At 67.3% G+C, this 17,767-nt stretch carries 22 protein-coding genes; 13 read left to right on the top strand and 9 right to left on the bottom strand.

Translation table 11 applies throughout. The features are described from left to right. Positions 1 to 86: 86 nt before the first annotated feature. The 3 genes from ACE3P2_RS02275 to ACE3P2_RS02265 are packed head-to-tail and all read right to left on the bottom strand — an operon-like array spanning position 87 to position 2,471. A complete protein-coding gene (locus ACE3P2_RS02275) occupies positions 87 to 1,463 on the bottom strand; it encodes an ATP-binding protein (RefSeq protein ID WP_374260485.1) in 1,377 nt (458 codons plus the stop codon). Continuing rightward, the gene (locus tag ACE3P2_RS02270) at positions 1,460 to 2,125 is read right to left on the bottom strand and encodes a response regulator (protein WP_374260482.1); all 666 of its coding nucleotides are present in this window, start codon (positions 2,123 to 2,125) and stop codon (positions 1,460 to 1,462) included. The genes ACE3P2_RS02275 and ACE3P2_RS02270 overlap by 4 nt, the downstream gene beginning before the upstream one ends. Positions 2,126 to 2,129: 4 nt before the next feature. Beyond that, positions 2,130 to 2,471: a hypothetical protein gene (locus ACE3P2_RS02265; RefSeq protein WP_374260479.1), complete on the bottom strand. Its 342-nt coding sequence runs from the start codon at positions 2,469 to 2,471 to the stop codon at positions 2,130 to 2,132. Positions 2,472 to 2,587: 116 nt separating this feature from the next. Between ACE3P2_RS02265 and ACE3P2_RS02260 the strand changes: the two genes are divergently transcribed. Then, entirely contained in the window at positions 2,588 to 3,280 is a 693-nt protein-coding gene (locus tag ACE3P2_RS02260) for a cytochrome b/b6 domain-containing protein (protein WP_374260477.1), read from the top strand. A gap of 60 nt (positions 3,281 to 3,340) precedes the next feature. On the opposite strand, the gene ACE3P2_RS02255 is transcribed toward ACE3P2_RS02260, so the two are convergent. From ACE3P2_RS02255 to ACE3P2_RS02245, 3 genes are all read right to left on the bottom strand, one after another. Further along, positions 3,341 to 3,814 carry a cytochrome c gene (locus tag ACE3P2_RS02255; RefSeq protein ID WP_374260474.1) on the bottom strand — a complete coding sequence of 158 codons (474 nt, stop codon included), beginning with the start codon at positions 3,812 to 3,814 and terminating at the stop codon, positions 3,341 to 3,343. A 79-nt stretch (positions 3,815 to 3,893) separates the two neighbouring features. Beyond that, positions 3,894 to 4,475 (bottom strand): DUF3365 domain-containing protein, encoded by a 582-nt coding sequence (locus ACE3P2_RS02250; protein WP_374260472.1) that lies wholly within the window; start codon positions 4,473 to 4,475, stop codon positions 3,894 to 3,896. Positions 4,476 to 4,527: 52 nt separating this feature from the next. Then, positions 4,528 to 5,085 carry a DedA family protein gene (locus ACE3P2_RS02245; protein ID WP_374260469.1) on the bottom strand — a complete coding sequence of 186 codons (558 nt, stop codon included), beginning with the start codon at positions 5,083 to 5,085 and terminating at the stop codon, positions 4,528 to 4,530. A 191-nt stretch (positions 5,086 to 5,276) separates the two neighbouring features. Between ACE3P2_RS02245 and ACE3P2_RS02240 the strand changes: the two genes are divergently transcribed. Beyond that, positions 5,277 to 5,516 carry a DUF2789 domain-containing protein gene (locus ACE3P2_RS02240; RefSeq protein ID WP_374260466.1) on the top strand — a complete coding sequence of 80 codons (240 nt, stop codon included), beginning with the start codon at positions 5,277 to 5,279 and terminating at the stop codon, positions 5,514 to 5,516. Positions 5,517 to 5,518: 2 nt separating this feature from the next. Here the strand turns inward: ACE3P2_RS02240 and ACE3P2_RS02235 are convergent, their stop codons facing one another. Then, positions 5,519 to 6,742, bottom strand: a complete 1,224-nt coding sequence (locus ACE3P2_RS02235) for an HD-GYP domain-containing protein (protein WP_374260463.1) — start codon at positions 6,740 to 6,742, stop codon at positions 5,519 to 5,521. A 163-nt stretch (positions 6,743 to 6,905) separates the two neighbouring features. Here ACE3P2_RS02235 and ACE3P2_RS02230 point away from each other — a divergent pair, with 163 nt between their 5' ends. The 4 genes from ACE3P2_RS02230 to ACE3P2_RS02215 are packed head-to-tail and all read left to right on the top strand — an operon-like array spanning position 6,906 to position 10,052. Next, a complete protein-coding gene (locus tag ACE3P2_RS02230; RefSeq protein ID WP_374260460.1) occupies positions 6,906 to 7,730 on the top strand; it encodes an undecaprenyl-diphosphate phosphatase in 825 nt (274 codons plus the stop codon). After that, entirely contained in the window at positions 7,715 to 8,653 is a 939-nt protein-coding gene (locus ACE3P2_RS02225; RefSeq protein ID WP_374260458.1) for an alpha/beta hydrolase family protein, read from the top strand. The genes ACE3P2_RS02230 and ACE3P2_RS02225 overlap by 16 nt, the downstream gene beginning before the upstream one ends. Then, a complete protein-coding gene (locus tag ACE3P2_RS02220; RefSeq protein ID WP_374260456.1) occupies positions 8,650 to 9,219 on the top strand; it encodes a YqiA/YcfP family alpha/beta fold hydrolase in 570 nt (189 codons plus the stop codon). The genes ACE3P2_RS02225 and ACE3P2_RS02220 overlap by 4 nt, the downstream gene beginning before the upstream one ends. Beyond that, positions 9,216 to 10,052: a class I SAM-dependent methyltransferase gene (locus ACE3P2_RS02215; RefSeq protein WP_374260453.1), complete on the top strand. Its 837-nt coding sequence runs from the start codon at positions 9,216 to 9,218 to the stop codon at positions 10,050 to 10,052. Before ACE3P2_RS02220 ends, ACE3P2_RS02215 begins: the two co-directional genes overlap by 4 nt. On the opposite strand, the gene ACE3P2_RS02210 is transcribed toward ACE3P2_RS02215, so the two are convergent. Further along, positions 10,049 to 11,473 carry a deoxyribodipyrimidine photo-lyase gene (locus ACE3P2_RS02210; protein ID WP_374260451.1) on the bottom strand — a complete coding sequence of 475 codons (1,425 nt, stop codon included), beginning with the start codon at positions 11,471 to 11,473 and terminating at the stop codon, positions 10,049 to 10,051. The two genes, ACE3P2_RS02215 and ACE3P2_RS02210, sit on opposite strands and share 4 nt — an antisense overlap. A gap of 127 nt (positions 11,474 to 11,600) precedes the next feature. On the opposite strand from ACE3P2_RS02210, the gene ACE3P2_RS02205 reads away from it, so the two are divergent. Genes ACE3P2_RS02205 through ACE3P2_RS02185 form a run of 5 tightly spaced genes read left to right on the top strand, consistent with a single transcriptional unit; the run spans position 11,601 to position 15,287 of the window. Continuing rightward, on the top strand, positions 11,601 to 12,122 hold the full coding sequence (locus ACE3P2_RS02205) for a YqgE/AlgH family protein (RefSeq protein ID WP_374260590.1): 522 nt from the start codon (positions 11,601 to 11,603) through the stop codon (positions 12,120 to 12,122). Further along, on the top strand, positions 12,119 to 12,547 hold the full coding sequence (gene ruvX / locus ACE3P2_RS02200; protein ID WP_374260449.1) for a Holliday junction resolvase RuvX: 429 nt from the start codon (positions 12,119 to 12,121) through the stop codon (positions 12,545 to 12,547). The genes ACE3P2_RS02205 and ruvX overlap by 4 nt, the downstream gene beginning before the upstream one ends. After that, on the top strand, positions 12,534 to 13,034 hold the full coding sequence (pyrR, locus tag ACE3P2_RS02195; RefSeq protein ID WP_374260448.1) for a bifunctional pyr operon transcriptional regulator/uracil phosphoribosyltransferase PyrR: 501 nt from the start codon (positions 12,534 to 12,536) through the stop codon (positions 13,032 to 13,034). The genes ruvX and pyrR overlap by 14 nt, the downstream gene beginning before the upstream one ends. Next, positions 13,027 to 13,986 carry an aspartate carbamoyltransferase catalytic subunit gene (locus ACE3P2_RS02190; protein ID WP_374260446.1) on the top strand — a complete coding sequence of 320 codons (960 nt, stop codon included), beginning with the start codon at positions 13,027 to 13,029 and terminating at the stop codon, positions 13,984 to 13,986. Before pyrR ends, ACE3P2_RS02190 begins: the two co-directional genes overlap by 8 nt. Positions 13,987 to 14,003: 17 nt before the next feature. Further along, positions 14,004 to 15,287, top strand: a complete 1,284-nt coding sequence (locus ACE3P2_RS02185; protein WP_374260443.1) for a dihydroorotase — start codon at positions 14,004 to 14,006, stop codon at positions 15,285 to 15,287. Between the two features lie 103 nt (positions 15,288 to 15,390). On the opposite strand, the gene ACE3P2_RS02180 is transcribed toward ACE3P2_RS02185, so the two are convergent. Beyond that, complete coding sequence (locus tag ACE3P2_RS02180) at positions 15,391 to 16,500, bottom strand: aromatic ring-hydroxylating dioxygenase subunit alpha (RefSeq protein ID WP_374260440.1); 1,110 nt, start codon at positions 16,498 to 16,500, stop codon at positions 15,391 to 15,393. A gap of 128 nt (positions 16,501 to 16,628) precedes the next feature. On the opposite strand from ACE3P2_RS02180, the gene ACE3P2_RS02175 reads away from it, so the two are divergent. Both ACE3P2_RS02175 and ACE3P2_RS02170 read left to right on the top strand, forming a co-directional pair. Next, the gene (locus ACE3P2_RS02175; protein ID WP_374260437.1) at positions 16,629 to 16,856 is read left to right on the top strand and encodes an exodeoxyribonuclease VII small subunit; all 228 of its coding nucleotides are present in this window, start codon (positions 16,629 to 16,631) and stop codon (positions 16,854 to 16,856) included. After that, the gene (locus tag ACE3P2_RS02170) at positions 16,853 to 17,746 is read left to right on the top strand and encodes a polyprenyl synthetase family protein (protein WP_374260434.1); all 894 of its coding nucleotides are present in this window, start codon (positions 16,853 to 16,855) and stop codon (positions 17,744 to 17,746) included. Before ACE3P2_RS02175 ends, ACE3P2_RS02170 begins: the two co-directional genes overlap by 4 nt. Positions 17,747 to 17,767 lie beyond the last annotated feature (21 nt).

Genomic DNA, 17,767 nt, shown 5'->3' with positions numbered 1-17,767 from the left:
GTCGCCCGCCCCCGGACGTCTCAGCGGGATGCCACGGCATCCCGTTTTTCATGCCGGCGCCGGCCAACGCGCCCGGGCCCGCCTCTTCAACCTGCGGCCTGTGGCGGAAACTCGAGCACCACCGCCAGCCCGACGCCACCGTCCGTGCGGCGCAGACCATCCGCGAACGTCAGGCGGGCACCGATGATCTCGGCGATCCGGCCGACGATCGACAGTCCCAGCCCGCACCCCTCCGCATCCACGTCGGGGCCGCGTGCGAAGCGCGTCTGCATCTGGGCGCGCTCCGCGGGCGCGATCCCGGGGCCGTCGTCCACCACCCGCAGCACGCGGGCGTCCGCATCGAGCACGATCGTCACCTGCCCGCCTTCGTGGGCATAGCGCAGCGCATTGTCCACCAGGTTGCGCAGCAGTACCTCCAGCCACCAGCGGTTGCCCGCCAGCACGAAAGGCGCCGGCGCCTCCAGGGCAAGCCGCTGGCCGCGACGCAGGGCCTGGGGCGTCAGGGCCGAGCACACCCCTTCGGCCAGCTCGGTCAGATCGAAGCTCGCATGGGCCGCCGGTCCCGCCTCGGGATCGAGGCGAGCCAGCGTCAGCAGCTGCTCGACGAGATGGCTCATGCGGTCCACGCCCGACAGCACCTGATCCAGCGCGTGCCGGCGCACCCCTTCGTCGCCGGCGCGGCGGGCCACTTGCGCCTGAATCTTGAGGGCTGCGAGCGGTGTACGCAGTTCATGGGCCGCGTCGGCGGTGAAGCGGCGTTCGTTGTCCAGCACCTCGGTCACCCGCTCCACCAAAGCGTCGAGCGACGCCACCAAAGGCGCGATCTCGGCGGGCAGCGGCCCGGGCACCCGCACGGGTGCCAGCCGCCTTGGGTCCAGCCCGCCCACCGCCGTGGCGGTGGCATTGACCGGCCGCAGCGCCCGCCCGACCACCGCCCAGATTCCCAGCGCCATCAGCGGCAGACCAACCACGATGGGCAGCAGCAGGTGCAGCGCGATGGTGCCGGCCAGCCGGTAACGGGCGCCGTGATTCTGCCCGACGATGACGCGGTAGCCGCTGTGGCTGTGATCGATGCTGAAGAAACGCCACAGCTCGCCGTCCAGGTCGTGCTCGTCGAAGCCCGGCGCCGCCACTGCCGGCGCGTCCGGCATCTCGGCCGAGCGCATCAACAGCACCCAGCGCCCGTCGGCGTGGCGCTGCCAGGCCTGGAAGGCCACCGGCAGCTGGTAGGCATGCTGGTGCTCCGCCATCTCGGTGGCCACCTGGGGGTTGCCGCTGGCGGCCACGATGGCCAGCAGCGTCTCGGCCACCTGTACCAGCTGGGCATCGAACAGCTCGTCCGCCTCGGCGTGGGCGGTGCGGAAGGCGACCAGCGCCGACAGCCCCCACAACAGCGCCACCACGCCGATCAGCAGCGCCACGAGGCGCCGCCGCAGCGAATAGACGGCGCGCGGGACATTCACCGCGGCACCTCGTCCACCATGTAACCGACGCCGCGCACGGTGCGGATCAGTTCGCTGCCGAGCTTGCGTCGCAGATGATGAATATGCACTTCGAGGGCGTTGCTGCCGACGGCCTCGCCCCACGCGTAGAGCTGCTCCTCGAGCACCCGGCGGGTCAGCACCCGGCCGGCGGCGTCGAGGAGCATCCGCAGCAGATCGAACTCGCGCCCGGTGAGCACCACCGGCACGCCATTCAAGGTGACGCTGCGCCCGGCGGGGTCGAGCATCAGCTCGCCGTGACGCAGACAGGCCTCGGCCCGACCGGCCGCGCGGCGTATCAAGGCGCGCAAGCGGGCCGCCAGTTCATCGAGATCGAAGGGTTTGACCACGTAGTCGTCGGCGCCCAGATCGAGACACCGCACTTTGTCCGCCACCTGATCGCGCGCCGTGAGCACCAGCACCGGCACCGGGTTGCCCGCCCCGCGCAGGGCCGACAGCACCGACAAGCCGTCGCGCCGCGGCAGCCCCAGATCCAGCACGATGGCGGCGAAGCTCTCCGCCGCCACGGCCGCCAGCGCCGCCTCGCCGTCGCGCACCCAATCGACCGCGAACCCGGCGCCGCCGAGCCCGGCCTGAATCCCGTCGCCCAGCAGGCGGTCGTCTTCGACAAGCAGGATGCGCATCGGCTCAGAAGGCCCGCACGTAGCTCACGCCGGTCGGCCCGAGCACCCAGTTGCCCGTCCGCACACCGAGATAGGCGCCGGCGGCATTCCAGCTCATGTCCTTCCAGGAGAAGCGATTGCAGTCCTGTCCAGCATCGTAGAGCTCCTTGGCCAGGCCGGGCAGCAGCGCCAGCCCGAAGGCGGTGGTCGTGTCGTCCGACAGCCGGGATGCCCCGACGCCGAGGGCGAAGGAAACCCCGAAGTGGGCGGCCTTGTCGGAACCCGCCCAGTCGTCGTGGTAGCGCCCGCAGGCATTCGCGTTGCCCGCCACGCAGGCGATGAGCAGGAAACTGGCCAGGATCTTCACGTGTCACCTCGATATCGGATTCGGATGGCGCGAATGATACGGAAGCATGCCCTGCCGTGGTCGCGTTTCGCGCCCCCATGGCAGAATCCGCTCCTCGACCGAAAGGAAAACCCGCCATGAAAACCGTCCGCGTCTGGGATCTGCCCCTGCGCCTGTTCCACTGGCTGCTCGTCGCCGCCATCGTCGCGGCCGTCGCCACCGGCCTGCTGGGGGGCAACCTGATGGACTGGCACGGCCGAGTCGGCGTGCTCATCGCCGGCCTGATCGGCTTCCGGCTCGCCTGGGGACTGATCGGTTCGACCCACTCCCGATTCGTCAGCTTCGTGCGCGGCCCCGCAGCCATCGGCGCCTACCTGCGCGGCCACTGGCACGGGCTCGGTCACAACCCGCTGGGTGCGCTGTCGGTGCTCGGCCTGCTCGGCGTGATCGGCTTGCAGACCGCGGGCGGCCTGTTCGGCAATGACGACATCGCCTTCCAGGGCCCGCTTTACGGGCTGGTCTCGAAGGACACCAGCGACTGGCTCACCGGTCTGCACCGCAAGGGCTTCTGGCTCGTGCTGCTGCTCGTCGGGCTGCATCTGGCGGCGATTGCGTTCTACACCCGGGTAAAGCGCGAGCAACTCGTCGGGCCGATGATCACCGGCCGCAAGCGGATCGCCGCCACCACGGCTGCGGTCGAGCCCCGTGGTGGCGGATGGATCGCCCTTGCGCTGGCGCTGGCGGTGGGCGTGGGCACCGCGTGGGTCGCCAGCGGGCGCTGGCAAGCGCCCCCCTCTGCGCCCGCCCCGGCCGCCGCACCGGCGTGGTGAAACGATAAAGGCAGCCCGAAGGCTGCCTTTATCGTCGGGACTACCGAACCACGGCCTCGCTCATTCGTCCTTGCGGAACTTGTCGTGGCAGGCCTTGCAGGATTCGCCGGTCTTGCCGAACTGGGCCTTGATCGCCGCGGCATCGCCCGTGGCGGCCACCTTCTGCAGCTCGTTGGCTTCCTTGTTGAAGGCGGCGGCCACCTTCTTCAGTTCATCCTGATGCTGGGGCTGGAACAGCTCCGGCTTGACGCGGGTCTTCTGGCTGCCCACGTCCTTGTCGGTGCCCGGTCCGAACAGCGCGCCCATGCCCGAGTTGGCGGTGGCAGCGATGACGTTGGCGGCGGCCAGCACCTGATCCTTGTTGAAACTGCCCGGGTTGTCGATGGTCTGGGCCTTGATCTTGCCCATGTTCCAGGCCATGAAGCTGTAGCCGGCCTTGCGGGTCTTGATCTGATCTTCCGGTTTCATCTGCGCGCTGGCGCCGGCGGCAATGCCGAAGGCGACGGCGGCAACGACCAGTTTCTTGATTTTCATCTGGCAACTCCCTTGCTGGTTGAGGTGGAACGGGTCGCGCCGATTATTCCACAAGAATCGGCAGCGTACGGCGCACGGGTCAGAGCGGACGCTTGACCGTCAGCGCACCGCGAATCTGGCCCTTGGCGTAGCCGAAAGCGCTGTCCTGCGGGTAGCTCCTGGCCAGCTGGCTCTTGAGTCCGGCGTCGATCTGCTCGACCGGGCCGTGGCACTTCAGGCACACGTCGCCCACGGGAATCGCGCGGATGTAGCGATACACCTGCTTGCCGTTCTCGGTGACGACCTCGCCGGTTTCGAGGGTTTCGACCTTTTCGCCGTTGGCCGCGCGGATGTTGAAGTCGGCCAGCTGGCGCGCCTCCCACACGTCCGGCGTGCCGCGCTCGGGATTGCGGGTGCGCAGGCTCACCCGACGCATGTCCCAGCCGGTCTTGGCGGCCTGCTCCTTGAGCAGTTGGGGCGCCTTTTCCTTGCACACCGGAATCGCATCGGCGGCGCCCTTTTCGGCGACGGTCTCCTGCATCATGGCGACCACCTTGGGCAGCACGGGCAACGCGTTCTTACGGGTGTCGGCCTTCAGGGCGTCCAGATCCTGCGCCTGGGCGGCGCCGGCGAACAGGGCCAGCACCAGCGGGGCGGCAACAAAAACGGCGTGACGGGTCATGATCGAGTCTCCAAAAATCAGAAAACCCTAATATACAGGATATATCCTCGTCTCAGCCACGGCGCCGCCGCCACAGGCGCAGGCCATGAACGACCAGCCCGCCGAGCACCACGACGACGATCACCCCCTCCTCGACCCGTTTCAGATCGGGCAGCACGCGTTCGAGCAACTGGCCGAAAAAGTAGCCGCCGCCGCCCACCACCGCCGTCCACAGCACGGCACCAAGCAGGTTGAGCACCAGGAATCGGGATGCCGGCACGCCGCTCCAGCCCATCAGGATCGGCCCCGCGACGCGCACGCCGACCATAAAGCGCACGCCCAGCACCAACGCGTCCTGATGCGTGCGGATCAGCCGCTGAACCTGCGGCAACACCCGCTGCACCCCGGCAAACCGGGCCACCAGCGCCGCCCCGTGCCGACGTCCGGCGACAAACCAGAACTGATCGCCCGCAAAGCTCGACAGCCACGCCACCACCAGCACCGTGGGCAGATCCAGCAGGCCCCGATGAGCAGCGAAACCCGCCATCAGCAATACCGTCTCGCCTTCGAGGATGCAGCCGAGGGCCACCGCCAGGTAGCCATACTGGGACACCAGCGCCGCGATGCTCATCGGCACCTCGGCAGCGGATCGAAAATGAACATGGCAGAAGACTTCCGCTCGAGCAGGGCTGCAGAGAATACGACAAAGCCGCCACCAGCCGCCCATACGCGCGCCGAAGACAACGCGCCGCGGATGAAACTTATTGGCGCCTGCCCGGCACCAAAGGGCATCCCCAACCGTTTTTTTCACCCAGGAGATCGATGATGGAAGCCCACGTGCATGGTTTCAGCCAGCTTTTTGCCCAACTCGGCCTGCCCAGCGACAAAGCCGCCATCGACGCCTTCATCGCCACCCATGCGCCGCTGCCGCCAGCGCTGAAGCTGGCCGACGCGCCGTTCTGGACGCCCGCCCAGGCGGCCTTCCTGAAGGCAGAGATCGCCGAGGATGCCGACTGGAGCGCCGTGGTCGATAGCCTCGACGCCCGCCTGCGCCACGGCTGAGTTCAGGCCGCCAGCAGGAAGCGCACCGGGTCCACGCCCCACTTGTCGGGCGCCTCGGCGGAGACGATGCGATCGCCGCCGCCCGCACCGAGCCGACGGCTCAGGTCGACGATCTCGGGCTTGATGTAGCCGTTCGACCGGGTGCTGAAGAACACCCGCAGGCGCGGCATGAGCAGGTTCGACTCGTTCTGCTCGATCACCACGCCCAGGCGCCCCGACTCCAGCCGAACCAGGCTGCCCACCGGATAGATGCCGACGCAGCGCATGAAGGCCTGCAACAACTTCTGGTCGAAGTGGGCACTGCTCCATTCCCACATCTTGCGCAGCGCTTCCGCGGCTGGCATGCCCTTGTGGTAGCAGCGGTCTGCGGTGATGGCGTCGTAGACGTCCACGATCGCCGCCATCCGCGCCATGGTCGAGATGTCGTCGGCCTTCAGCTTGTCGGGGTAGCCGCTGCCGTCGAGGCGCTCGTGATGATGGCGGGTGATGTCCAGCGGCACCGGGCCGATGCCCGGCGTCTCCAGCAGCACCGCATGGCCGTCGCCCGGATGGCGCTTGATCAGCTCGAATTCCGCGTCGGTCAGACGGCCGGGCTTGTTGAGGACCTCGTCGGGCACCTTCATCTTGCCGATATCGTGGAGCAGCCCGCCGATGCCGCCCTGGCGCAGGGCGTCGCCCTCCAGCCCGAGGGAACGGCCGAAGGCGATCATCAGCGTACAGACGCTCACGGAATGCAGGAAGGTGTAGTCGTCCTTGTTCTTGATGCCGATCAGCCCCAGCAGTGCGCCACCGTTGCGCAGCACCGAACCGGTGATCGCCTCGACCACCGGGTCTGCGTCCTCCAGAGAGATCGCCTTGCCCAGGCGCACGTCGCTCATCATCGAACGCACCACCTTGTGGGCCTGCTCGTGAACCTTGCGGGCGCGGGCCATTTCCTCCTGGACCGACACCCGCAGCTGACTGTCGTCCGGCACGGCCAGCGCGGCGGCGATTTCGTCCTCGACGGCCGCCTGCACCGCCTCGGCCGGTATCGCATCCTGGTCGTCGAGGCCGCGGTCGGTGTCGATGTAGACGAACTGGATACCCGCCTCGACGATGCGGCGCAGATCGCCGTCGCCACTCAGTTTGAATTTCGCGCGCCAGAACGGGTGCGACATCCAGTCGCCGCACAATTCATGAATAAACATGCCCGGTTTGAGCCGGGCGACCGGAATTTTCTTGAGCATCGGAATCGGGGATCATCATCTGGACTTGTTATTTTCAGTTTATCGGCATGACGACGACGGTCTTGAACACTTGTTCGTGACGGATTCACACAGGCTTAAACGGGCCGGCAAATATACGAAGGCTATAATGGCCGCTCTTTTTGAACCGAATCCTTAATCGTTCATGGACATCATCCTGCTCCTCAAGGCGCTGATTCTCGGCGTGGTCGAAGGCCTGACCGAATTCCTGCCGATCTCCAGCACCGGCCACCTGATCCTCGCCGGCGATCTGCTGAACTTCAACGACGACCGGGGCAAGCTCTTCGAGATCGTCATCCAGTCCGGCGCCATCCTCGCCGTGGTGTGGGAATACCGCGAACGCCTCGCCCGCACCTTCGCCGGCCTCGGTCGCGAGCGCGAGGCCAACCGGCTGGTGCTCAACCTGTTCATCGCCTTCCTGCCCCTGGCAGTGCTCGGTCTCGCCTTCGGCAAGGCCATCAAGGCCAATCTGTTCGCTCCCCTGCCGGTGGCCACCGCCTTCATCGTCGGCGCCTTCGTCATCCTGTGGGCCGAACGCAAGAACCACCGGGTACGCATCCACACCGTGGACGAAATGCGTCCCCTCGACGCCGTCAAGATGGGCATCGCCCAGGCCTTCGCGCTGATCCCCGGCACCTCCCGCTCGGGCTCCACCATCATCGGCGGGATGCTCTTCGGCCTGTCCCGCAAGGCCGCCACCGAGTTCTCGTTCTTCCTCGCGATCCCGACCCTCGGCGTCGCCACGGTCTACCAGGTCTACAAAGAACGCGCACTTCTCAGCGCCGACGATCTCGGCATGTGGGTGGTGGGCTTCATCTCGGCCTTCGTATCCGCCTTCCTGTGCGTGCGCTGGCTGTTGCGCTACATCTCGAGCCACGACTTCGTGCCCTTCGCCTGGTATCGCATTGCCTTCGGCATCGTCGTGCTGGTCACCTGGCACTTCGGCATCGTCGAATGGACGGCCCACTGAGCACCTTTGCCACGGCCGGACCGGAGCGGGTCGATACCCGTCTCGCCGACCTCCACGACACCCGGCGCGCGCGCAGCCTGCCGGTTAAGCTCTACCTGCCCGACACCCCCGCGCCGCGGGGGCTGATCCTCTTCTCTCACGGTCTCGGCGGCAGCCGCGAAGGCGGCGCGGCGTGGCTGTGCCACTGGGCCAGCCACGGTTTCGCCGCTCTGGCGATCCAGCATCCCGGCTCCGACAGCACGCTGCTGCGCAACAACTCGCCCCTGGCCCTGCGCAGCGCCTTCAAAGCCGCGATGAACCCCCAGGAGCTCACCCGGCGGGTGGATGACCTCCACTTCGTCCTGCGCTGCATCGGTCGCCATCCCGCTCTGCCCGACGCCATCCACGGCGCCACCGCGATCGGCCTCGCCGGCCACTCCTTCGGCGCCGTCACCGTCCAGCTCCTGGCCGGCGAACGCCGCCCGACCCAGCCGCCACAGCCCCTCGACGCCCGTGTCGGCGCTGTGCTGGCCCTCAGCCCGTCGGCGCGTCAGGCCGACAGCGGCCCCGGCCTCGACCATCGCTTCGGGCAGATTCACCTGCCCTTCTTCAGCCTCACCGGCAGCCGCGACGACGGCATGGGCCTGTCCGACATCACCGCTGCCAACCGCGAGCTCCCCTACCGCCACATGCCGGCCGACGGCGTCAAGTACCTGCTCGTATTCGCCGGCGGCAACCACCTCGACTTCGCCGGCGAAGCCAGCGACGCCGAAGGCGTGGTGTTCCGCATCCGCCGCGAACCCGCCGCCTTCCGTCCGCAGCTGCTCGCCGCCAGCACCGCCTACTGGCTCGCCCACCTGGCCGGCGACGCCGCTGCCCGGGTCTGGCTCGACACCGATCTCGCCACCTGCCTGCGGCCCGACGACCGCTTCGAACACAAATGATCATCTACCTGCACGGTTTTCGCTCCGGCCCGCAAAGCTGGAAATCCCGCAGCCTCAAGGCGCGCATGGACGCGCTCGGTCTCGGCGAGCGCTTCTGGTGCGAGCAGCTACCGGTCTCGGCCCGCGACGCCATCGCCCTGGCCGACGCGGCCATCGCCCGCGCCGACACGCCCCCCACGGTGGTCGGCAGCTCGCTGGGCGGCTACTACGCCACCTGGCTCGCCGAAAAGCACGGCATTCCGGCGGTGCTGGTCAATCCGGCGGTGATCGCGCCCCTGTCGCTGTCCGCCTACCTTGGCACCCAGACCCACATGTACACCGGCGAACCCTTCGATTTCACCGACGAGCACATCGCCCAGCTGCGCGCCATCGAGACACCGACGATCACCCGCCCGGAACGCTACTGGCTGATGGTGGAAACCGGCGACGAAGTGCTCGACTACCGCCATGCCGTCGCCCGCTATGCCGGCGCCCGCCAGACCGTGCTCGACGGCGGCGACCACAGCTTCACCCAATGGGACAAGTACCTTGACCCAATTCTGCAATTTGCCGGACTGCTGAAATGACTTCCGACTTCGACGCCCGCCGCTTCAAGGCCCTCGAACGCAGCGGCTTCAACCGCATCGCCGCCCGCTACGCCGACGGCGCCCCCCTGCGCGCCAGCCTGCAGGCTGCCCTCCTCGACGCCGCCCGCCTCGCGCCGGGCGAAAAGGTGCTCGACCTCGCCGCCGGCCCCGGCCTGCTGGCCCGCGACGCGGCCCGCCGGGTACTGCCCGACGGCTGGGTGCTGGCCAGCGACATCGCCGAGAACATGCTCGCCGAAGGCCTGCGTCGCGCCGAATCCGAAGGCCTGCCGGATCTGCTCGCCGCCGCCTGCGACGCCGAGCACCTGGCGTTTGCCAACGCCAGCGTCGACGTGGCGCTGGTCGGGCTCGGCCTGTTCATCTTCCCCGACCCCGCCCGCGCCCTGGCCGAGCTGCACCGGGTCGTTCGCCCCGGCGGACGCATTGCGCTGTCGGTCTGGGGCCCGCGGGAAGCGGTGCCGCTGATCGCCCGCGCCCAGGCGTGCATCGCCCGCCTCCTGCCCGCGCCCAAAGTGGCGCGGCCTTCGGTGTTCCGCCTGGGCGAAGGCGAAGCGCTGGCCGAGCTGCTCGGCGCCGCCGGCTTCGCCGACGTGCGCGTCGTACCGCACACCTTCGCGTGCCGCTTCGACAGCGCCGACGACTACTGGCAGGCCTTTCTCGACCTGGCCGGCGGCGCCGCCGAATCCCTCGCCCGACTGCCCGACGCCACCCAGGCCCGCCTGCGCGCCGAAGTGGCCGCCGACCTCGCCGAGCACCGCGACGGCGACGGCTACGTGGTCGAGAGCACCGTCCTGCTCGCCAGCGCCCGCCGCTAGTCGGCGCCCTTCACCACCGCGAAGCGCGCGAGGGTGCGCTCCCGCGCCTGGGCGTGGTCCACGACCGGCGCCGGGTAGTCCTTGCCGATCTCGCAGCCGGCCAGCTTCTGATCGATGGGCGGCAGGGTCCACGGCGCATGGATGTACTTGTCCGGCACCCTGGCCAGCTCCGGCAGATAGCGGCGGATGAAGCTGCCGTCCGGGTCGAACTTCTCGGACTGGGTGACCGGGTTGAAGATGCGGAAGTACGGCTGGGCATCGCAACCGGTGGATGCCGCCCACTGCCAGCCGCCGTTGTTGGCGGCCAGGTCGAAATCGTTGAGCTGTTCGGCGAAATACCGCTCGCCCAAGCGCCAGTCGACGCCCAGATCCTTGGTCAGGAAGGACGCGACGATCATCCGCAGCCGGTTGTGCATGTAACCGCAGTGGGCGATCTGGCGCATCGCCGCATCGACGATCGGGTAGCCGGTGCGGCCCTCACGCCACGCGTCGAACAGCGCCGGCGCGTCGTCCCATTGCACCCGGTCGTATTCGGGCCGGAAACTCGCGCCCACCACGTGCGGGTTGTGCCACAGGATCTGGAAGTAGAAATCCCGCCAGACGAGCTCGGACAACCAGGTCTCGGCGCCCTCGCCGCCCGTCGCCAGCGCCACCCGCGCCAGCTCGCGGATCGACACGGTCCCGAAGCGCAGATGCACCGACAGATAGGAGACGCCCTTGCGAGCCGGAAAATCCCGCGCGGTCTTGTAGCGTCCGATGCGCTTCTGGAAGTCGTCGAACAGCCGCCGCCCCGCCGCCATGCCCGGCACGATGCCGACCTCGGCTAGGTTCGTGGGGACGAAACCGATGTCGGCCAGCGTCGGCAACACCTCGCCGGGCGGCGGCGGGGCCAGGTTCGCGGCGTATTGCTCGACCGGGTAGGGCTTGAGGTAAAAGGCGTTCAGCGTCGCCAGCCAGGCCCGCTTGTAGGGCGTGAACACCGAAAACGGGGTGGCGCTCTTGGTCAGCACCTCGTTTTTCTCGAAGATCACCTGATCCTTGAAGCGCTCGAAGCCGATCCCGAGCACCCGCAAGCGCTCGGCCACCGCCTCGTCGCGGGCGATGGCGGCGGGCTCGTAGTCGCGGTTGGTCAGCACCCGCTCGACGCCCAGCGCCGCCGCCAGGGCCGGAACCACTTCACGGGCCGCGCCGTGGCGGACGATCAGCCCGCCGCCCCGCGCCCGCAGCGCCGCATCGAGCTCGAGCACGCTGGCGTGGATGAACTCGACGCGCCGATCCACGCGAGCCGGCAACCCATCGAGGATTTCGGTGTCGAAGACAAAGCCGCAGAACACGCGGCGGTGGTTTTTCAGCGCCTGGAACAGCGCCGCATGATCAAAGTCGCGCAGGTCGCGACGAAACCAGACAAGTGCGGAAGACATGGAATGACGGATTGGAAAAGGTACGTGAGCATGACCCAAAAGTTGCCGCTACAATCGGCGACCTCGGCTTAAAATACCACCCGTGACTACCTCCACCATCAATCTCACCGATCATTTCCTGATCGCCATGCCCGCCATGGCCGATCCGAACTTCACGCGCACGCTCACTTACATCGCCGAGCACAACGAAAACGGCGCGATGGGCGTCGTCGTGAACCGCCCCACCGACATGCGCCTCGCCACCCTGTTCGAGCGCATCGACATCCCCTTCGAGCAACCCGCGTTTGCCGATCTGCCGGTGTACTACGGCGGCCCCGTCCAGGCCGACCGCGGCTTCGTGCTGCATCGCCCGGCGGGCAACTGGCATTCCACGCTCAAGGTCGGCGACGGCATCGGCCTGACCAGCTCCCGCGACGTGCTCCAGGCCCTCGCCAACGAAGGTGAGCCCTCCGAGGTGCTGGTCGCCCTCGGCTACGCCGGCTGGTCCGCCGGCCAGCTCGAACACGAACTCGCCCAGAACGCCTGGCTCACCGTGCCGGCCGATCTCTCCATCGTCTTCGACCTGCCCCCCGAGGAGCGCCTCGCCGCCGCCATGCAGTTGCTCGGCGTCGATTTCGCCAAACTCTCCGACGTCGCCGGCCACGCGTGAGCACCGTCCTGTGCTTTGACTTCGGACTGGCGCGCATCGGCGTCGCGGTCGGCGAAACCGAAACCGGCCACGCCCACCCGCTCGCAGCCATCGTCGAGGAAGCCAACGCGGCACGCTTCGCCGCCATCGAAAAGCTCCTCGCTGAATGGCGCCCCGCCGCCCTCGTCGTCGGCCTGCCCACCCATCTCGACGGCAGCGAGCACGCCATGACGGTTCGCTGCCGCCGCTTCGGAAACCAGCTGCACGGTCGCTACGGCCTGCCGGTGGCGTTGGTGGACGAACGCCTGTCGTCCGCCGAGGCCGAGGGACGCCTCTCCGAAGCCGGCCACCACGGCTGGCGCAAGCAAAAACCCCGGCTCGATTCGGCCGCGGCCCAGATCATCCTGCTCCAGTACTTCGAAAGTGCCAAACATGCAGCTACCTGACGCCGAACACCTCATCGCCACGCTCGCCGCCGCGATGCGCCCCCACGTTACGCCCGCCACCGCGCTGGTGGGCATCCACACTGGCGGCGTCTGGCTGGCCGAACGCCTCCACGCCCTGCTGGGGCTGTCTCAGCCGCTGGGCAGCATCGACGTCAGCTTCTACCGCGACGACTACGCCGCCAAGGGCCTGCACCAGCAACCCCAGGGCTCCAGGATCCCCTTCGACGTCGAAGGGGCCCACATCGTCATCGTGGACGACGTGCTCTACACCGGCCGCACCACCCGCGCGGCGCTCAACGAACTTTTCGACTACGGCCGCCCGTCGCGCGTCGACCTGGCCGTGCTCATCGACCGTGGCGGTCGCGAGCTGCCCATCGCCGCCCGCTTCTGCGCCCTCACCCTGCCGGAACCCCTGCCCGCCGGGCAGAACCTGCAACTCGAACGCGACGACTCCGGCGCCCTCACCATGAGGCTGATCCATGCATAACCCGCAACTCAACAAGCACGGCGAACTCCAGCACCTGCTGACCCTCGACGGTCTGCCGCGCAGCATCATCACCCAGATCCTCGACACCGCCGCCCCCTTCACCGAGATGGCCGAGCGCGAAGTCAAGAAGCTCCCGCTGCTGCGCGGCAAAAGCGTCTTCAACCTGTTCTTCGAAAACAGCACGCGCACCCGCACCACCTTCGAGATCGCCGCCAAGCGGCTCTCCGCCGACGTGATCAACCTCAACGTGTCCACCTCGTCCACCAAGAAGGGCGAAACCCTGCTGGACACCGTGGACAACCTCTGTGCGATGCAGGCCGACATGTTCGTGGTGCGCCACGAATCCAGCGGTGCCCCGCACCTAATCGCCCAGCACCTCCAGAACACCGGCCGCGACCACATCCACGTGGTCAACGCCGGCGATGGCCGCCATGCCCACCCCACCCAGGGGCTGCTGGACATGTACACCATCCGGCACTACAAGAAAGAGTTCCACAACCTCACCGTCGCCATCGTCGGTGACGTGCTGCACTCCCGCGTCGCCCGCTCCCAGATCGCCGCGCTCACCACCCTCGGCGTGCCCGAAGTGCGCGTCATCGGCCCCAAGACCCTGCTCCCGACCGATGTCGAAAAGATGGGCGTGCGCTACTGCGCCACCATGCAGGAAGGCCTCAAGGACGTGGACGTGGTAATGATGCTGCGCCTGCAGAACGAGCGCATGAACGGCGCCCTGCTGCCCAGCCCGCAGGAATTCTTCAAGGTGTGGGGCCTCACCGCCGAGAAGCTGGCCCTCGCCAAGCCCGACGCCATCGTGATGCACCCCGGCCCCATGAACCGCGGCGTCGAGATCGACTCCGCCGTGGCGGACGGCGGCCAGGCGGTGATCCTGCCGCAGGTCACCTTCGGCATCGCGGTGCGCATGGCCGTCATGAGCATGCTGGGCAGTCACTGATCTACAGGTTTTCGACCATGAACATCCACATCACGAATGGCCGGATCATCGACCCGGCCAACCGCCTCGACGCCAAGCAGGATCTCTACATCGCCGACGGCAAGATCGTCGGCGTTGGCCAGGCGCCTGCCGGCTTCAGCGCCGCCCGCACCATCGACGCCAGCGGCCTGATCGTCGCGCCGGGCTTGATCGACCTCGCCGCCCGCCTGCGCGAGCCCGGCTTCGAATACAAGGCCACCCTCGAATCCGAGATGGACGCAGCCATGGCCGGCGGCATCACCAGCCTCGCCATCCCGCCCGACACCGACCCCGTGCTCGACGAGCCGGGCCTCGTCGAGATGCTGTGCTATCGCGCCAAGAAGCTCAACCGCGCCCACGTCTATCCGGTCGGCGCCCTCACCATCGGCCTCAAGGGCGAGCAGCTCTCCGAGATGGCCGAGCTGGTCGAAGCCGGCTGCGTGGCCTTCAGCCAGGCCAACGTGCCCATCCTCGACACCCGCGTGCTCGGCCGCGCAATGCAGTACGCCGCCACCTTCGGCTTCCGCGTGTGGCTGCAGCCCCTCGACCCCTACCTTGCCCGCGGCGGCGTCGCCCACGACGGAGAAGTCGCCTCGCGCCTCGGTCTGCCCGGCATCCCGGCCAGCGCCGAGGTCGTCGCGCTGTTCACCTACCTGCGCCTCGCCAGGCAGACCGGGGCACGGCTGCACATCACCCGGCTCTCCTGCGCCGAAAGCCTGGACCTCATCGAACAGGCGCGCAAGGACGGCGTGGACGTGACCTGCGACGTGGCTGCCCACCACCTGCATCTGGCGGACATGGACATCGGCTACTTCAATCCGCACTGCCATGTGATTCCGCCGCTACGTAGCCAGCGCGACCGCATCGCGCTGTCCAAGGCCGTGGCCGAAGGCCGTATCAACGCGATCTGCTCCGACCACACGCCGGTGGACGACGACGCCAAGCAGGCGCCGTTCAGCGAATCCGAGCCCGGCACCACCGGCCTCGAACTATTGCTGCCGCTCACCCTCAAGTGGGCCGCCGAGCACAAGCTGCCGCTGCTCGACGCCATTGCGCGGATCACCTCCGAGGCGGCAAAAATTGCCGGGATCGCCAAGGGCGGCCACCTGTCGGTCGGTGCCCGCGCCGACGTCTGCGTGTTCGATCCGGACGCATTCCAGCTCATCGAGCGCTCGATGCTCAAGAGCCAGGGCAAGAACACCCCTTTCCTCGGTCTCGAACTGCCCGGCAAAGTGCGCTATACCCTCGTCGAAGGCACGCTGATGTACGAAGCAGACCGCTGATCGCAGCGTGCTCCGGCGACGCCCGGACACGATATGAAAAAGCCCGCCATCTCACGATGGCGGGCTTTTTTTGATTCAGCGCACGATCGGCGCAGAGCGTGATTCAGCGCGACAGATGCGGCTGCATGATGCGGCGGTAGAACTCATGAAAGTGCTGCATCCCATCCTCGTAGGGCGACTGGTAAGGCCCGACTTCGCTACGGCCTTCCTTCATCAGCGCCAGACGGCCGCGATCCATGCGCTCGCCGATATCGTCGTCTTCGATCGCGGTTTCCATGTACGCGGCCTGCTCGGCCTCGACAAACTCGCGCTCGAATTCGAGGATGTCCTCGGGGTAGTAGAACTCGACGACGTTGGTCGTCTTGTTCACATCCGTCGGAATCAGCGTACTCACCACCAGCACATGGGGGTACCACTCGACCATGATGTTGGGGAAATAGGTCAACCATATTGCCCCATGTTTCGGCATCTCGCCGCCACTGTAATTGAGCACCGCCTCGTGCCAGCGCTTGTACGCGGGCGAGCCGGGCTTCTTCAGCGAGGTGATGCCGACCCGTTGCACCGAATACCACTCGCCGAACTGCCAGGTCAGGTCGTCGCAGGTGACGAAATGCCCGAGACCCGGGTGATACGGCGCAACGTGATAATCCTCGAGGTAAACTTCGATGAAGGTCTTCCAGTTGTAGTTGCACTCGTGGATTTCAACCTTGTCGAGCTTGTAGCCTTCGAAGTTCAACTCGCCGGCCACCTGCATACCCGCGAGATCGGCGTTGGCGGAACGCGGACCCTTGAACAACAGGCCCTGCCATCGCTCCAGCTTCTCGCGTTGCAGGTTGAGGCAGGGGTTGTCGGCAAAATGCGGCGCGCCGATCAGCAGCCCGTTGGGATCGTAGGTCCAACGGTGAATCGGGCAGACGATGTTGCGCTCGGCCGTACCGCTGCCTTGCAGCATGATCGCCTGGCGATGGCGACAGACGTTGGACATCCGGTAGTAACCGTCGTCGCGGTTGATCAGCGTCTTGGCGTGATCGAGCCACTCGAGCGAACGGTACTGATTGACCTCCGGCACCATCAGCTCGTGGCCGACGTAACCGGGACCGGCATCGAAGAGGAGACGCTTCTCCAGTTCGAAGATTTTTTCGTCGAAATACCACGAGACCGGCAGCTGGGAAACTGCCGGAGATAGAAGTGCCTGAGAAGCGATGTCAGACATCCCGAACCCCCTTATCGCAAGCGAAAGCCCGAAACGTAAAGCGCACTATTATATAGTATTACGCGTTTGACCTGTAGCCCGACGATAGGCTATTTTTACGGTTTGCCTCAGCTCAGCATCGGCCGCGCATGGTCAAATCATCCACTAGCAAGCCCGCCAGTTTCGAATCGGCCGTCGCCGAACTCGAAAACATCGTCCAGGACATGGAAAACGGCCAGCTTCCGCTGGACCAGGCCCTCGCCGCCTATCAGCGCGGCACCGTCCTCCTGCGCCACTGCCAGACCCAGCTCACGAAAGCCGAGCAGACCATCCGCGTGCTCGAAGCCGAGGCCGCCCCCGGAGACGCCCAGCCATGACCCCCACTTTCAGCCAATGGATGGGCGACATCCAGCAACGCACCGAATCCGCCCTCGACCGCGCCCTGCCCGCTGCCGACATCGCCCCGACCCGCCTGCACGAAGCCATGCGCTACGCCGTGCTGGGCGGCGGCAAGCGAGTGCGCCCGCTCCTCGTTCATGCCGGCGGCCAACTCACCGGCGCAGCGCCGGAACATCTCGACCGGGTCGCCTGCGCCATCGAGATGATCCACGCCTATTCGCTGGTCCACGACGACATGCCGTGCATGGACGACGACATCCTGCGCCGCGGCAAGCCGACGGTTCACGTCCAGTACGACGAGGCCACCGCGCTGCTGGTGGGCGACGCGTTGCAGACCCAGGCCTTCCAGCACATCGCCGACGCCGCGGTGTGCGACGACCCCGGACGCCAGATCGCGATGATTCGTCAGCTGGCGCTTGCCAGCGGCTCCCGCGGCATGTGCGGCGGCCAGGCGATCGACCTCGGCTCGGTGGGCCAGCAGCTCAGCCTGCCTGAACTCGAGTTCATGCACATCCACAAAACCGGCGCACTGATCCGGGCTTCGATCAACCTTGGCGTACAATGCGGGCGCACCCTGAACGATGCGCAGATGGCTTCGCTGGATCATGTCGGCAAGGTCATCGGGCTGCTTTTCCAGGTGGTGGACGACATCCTCGACGCCGAGGCCGATACCGCCACCCTCGGCAAGACCGCCGGCAAGGACGCCGCCAACGACAAGCCCACCTACGTGAGCCTGCTCGGCGTAAGCCGCGCCCGGGAACTCGCCGAGGAAATGTGCCAGGACGCCCTCGACCGCCTCGCCGCTTTCGGCGACAGCAGCCGGCGCCTGGCCGAGCTGACGCGCTTCATCGTGCGCCGCCAGTTCTGAGCCGGCGGCACGACCGAATTC

The sequence above is a fragment of the Zoogloea sp. genome, assembly GCF_041911615.1.
In the GTDB taxonomy this organism is placed as follows: Bacteria; Pseudomonadota; Gammaproteobacteria; order Burkholderiales; family Rhodocyclaceae; genus Zoogloea.
This window is presented reverse-complemented; position numbering and strand designations above follow the sequence as displayed.